The organism is Methylobacterium sp. WL103 (assembly GCF_008039885.1).
GTDB lineage: Bacteria > Pseudomonadota > Alphaproteobacteria > Rhizobiales > Beijerinckiaceae > Methylobacterium > Methylobacterium cerastii.
Window position 1 is genome coordinate 1 of the sequence record NZ_VRUX01000660.1, and the last position, 2,190, is coordinate 2,190.

At 71.0% G+C, this 2,190-nt stretch carries 2 protein-coding genes; one reads left to right on the forward strand and one right to left on the reverse strand.

Annotated elements, in window-relative coordinates; genetic code table 11:
• Positions 1-29: 29 nt before the first annotated feature.
• On the reverse strand, positions 30-1,055 hold the full coding sequence (locus FV222_RS23875) for an SDR family oxidoreductase (protein ID WP_147763298.1): 1,026 nt from the start codon (positions 1,053-1,055) through the stop codon (positions 30-32).
• Positions 1,056-1,278: 223 nt separating this feature from the next.
• On the opposite strand from FV222_RS23875, the gene FV222_RS23880 reads away from it, so the two are divergent.
• Positions 1,279-2,169, forward strand: coding sequence for an alpha/beta hydrolase (locus FV222_RS23880; protein ID WP_147815810.1), 891 nt, complete (start codon positions 1,279-1,281; stop codon positions 2,167-2,169).
• The last annotated feature ends 21 nt before the right edge of the window (positions 2,170-2,190 follow it).

Below are 2,190 nucleotides of genomic sequence, written 5' to 3' on the forward strand. Positions count from 1 at the left end.
TGTCGCCGCGCCCCTCCCGCGTCGCCGGATCAGCGCCGGCGGTTGCCGGCCAGCACCGAGGTCGCGGCCAGCACCGCCCCCACCGCCACGATCGACGAGGCGAGCGGGTGCAGGGTGCTGCGCGTGTAGAAGCTCCGGCGCATCACGTAGCCCGGATGGTCGCCGGATGTCCGCCCGGTGCTTCCGGCCTCGTGCGAGGCGCCCCCGGCTTGGTGCAAGGCGCCCGCGCGGCCACGCGCCGGCTCGTCGCGCAGCTGCTGGGCGATCATGGTGCGGCCGATCCGGTCGAAGGCGCGCGGTGCCAACCGTTGCGCCGCGCTCATCAGCCGGCCACCGCCGCCGATATAGATGTCGCGCTGCGGATGCACGGCGGCGTGGACGATGGCGTTGGCCACCTCCTCGGTGCGATAGACCGGCGGCGGCAGCTTCACCGCGCGGTCGGTGTAGTTCTTCGCGTTCTGCGGGAACGGCGTGTCGATCGCGGCCGGCTTGATCAGCGTGACCGCGACGCCCGCGCCCTCCTCCTCCAGCTCGATGCGCAGGGCGTCGGTGAAGCCCTTGATGGCGTGCTTGCTGGCGCAATACATGCCCTGCAGCGGAAACGCGACGTCGGACGCGACGCTGCCGAGGTTGATCAGGACGCCGCCCGTGCGCTTCAGGTGCGGAACGGCCGCCAGCGATCCGTTGACCACGCCCCAGAAGTTCGTGGCGAACAGGCGCTTGTTGTCCGCATCGACGACCTCCTCGAGCTTCCCGAAGATCGACAAGCCAGCATCGTTGACCCAGGTGTCGATCCGGCTGAACCGGGCGATCGCGGCCTCGGCGATGGCGTCGACGTCAGCCCGGTCCCCGACGTCGGCCACGACCTGGATGGCCTGGCCGCCGGCCGCCTTGATCTCGCTCTCGATCCTGGCGAGCGCGTCGCCGCTGCGGGCCGCCAGCACCACCTTGGCGCCGCGCTCGGCCGCCATGCGGGCGGTGGCCAGGCCGATGCCGCTCGAGGCGCCGGTGATGACGACGACCTGGCGGCCGAGGGGGTTTCGCGATCTGAACACGGCAAGTCCTTTCCGATCCTTCGGCGTCCCCCCTGCCCTCCCAACCGCCGCACGCCGCCTCCGTTCAGAATGCGTTTCCGCCGGCCCCAGACGGCCGATGCCCGCAATCCACCGGGCGAACGGTCACGCTTGTGCCCTGCCATGGTCATGATCCTGCGGCACAGGCTAGGTCTCGGAGCCGGACACATCGCCGTCTCCCATCGCGCCGGACAGACCCGAGATCATGCTGCGCCAGCCTCCGACCCGCCGCGCCTTCGTCCGCCTCGGTGCCCTCGCTGGAACCGCCGTGCTGGCGCCGTCCCTCGGCGGTTGCATCACGGACAGCCTCTCGACGGGCACGGTCGTGCTGCCCGAGCGGCAATCGGCCCTCGACGTGATGCCGGTGCTCCTGGTCGCCACCACGCGCAAGCCCGTCGGCAGCCCGCCCAAGCCCCCCTACTTCAACGCCGAGCGCGGCCGCGGCCTCAGCTTCGCCGAGGTGCGGCTGTCCCCGCCCGACCGGTCGCTGCTGGGCAAGGTCTCGTCGGTGATCTCCGGCGACTGGACCATCGGCGCGGTGCCGAAGGTCGAGACCGGTCCCAGCGCCGCCAACGCCTTCGCCGAGGCCGCGCTGGGGCGCGACGTGCTGATCTACGTCCACGGCTACCGCGAATCGTTCGAATCCGCCGCCGTCAGCGCGGCCCGGCTCTCCGACGGCATCCGCTTCCGCGGCGTGTCCGGCCTGTTCACCTGGCCGTCCGCCGCCGCGACCTTCGATTACGGCTACGACCGCGAGAGCGCGCTGTGGTCGCGCGACGCCTTCGAGGACCTGCTGAAGGCGCTCGCCTCCACGCAGAGCGCCGGCAAGATCAACCTCGTCGCCCACTCCATGGGCACGCTGCTGACCCTGGAGACCCTGCGGATGCTGCGCGCCGAGGCCGGCGAGGCGGCGATGAACCGGATCGGCGCGGTGGTGCTGGCCGCCCCCGACATCGACATCGACCTGTTCACCGGCAGCGTCGCCAAGCTCGGTTCGGACGTGCACAAGATCACGGTGATCTCGTCGACCAACGACCGCGCCCTGGAACTCTCCGGCGCCATCGCCGGCCCCGGCCAACCCCCCCCCCCAAATTGAAATAAAAAAAAAAACCAACCC

Bases quoted from the DNA above. Each gene is read 5' to 3' on its own strand.
- FV222_RS23880 (WP_147815810.1), top strand. From the start codon at position 1,279: ATGCTGCGCCAGCCTCCGACCCGCCGCGCCTTCGTCCGCCTCGGTGCC.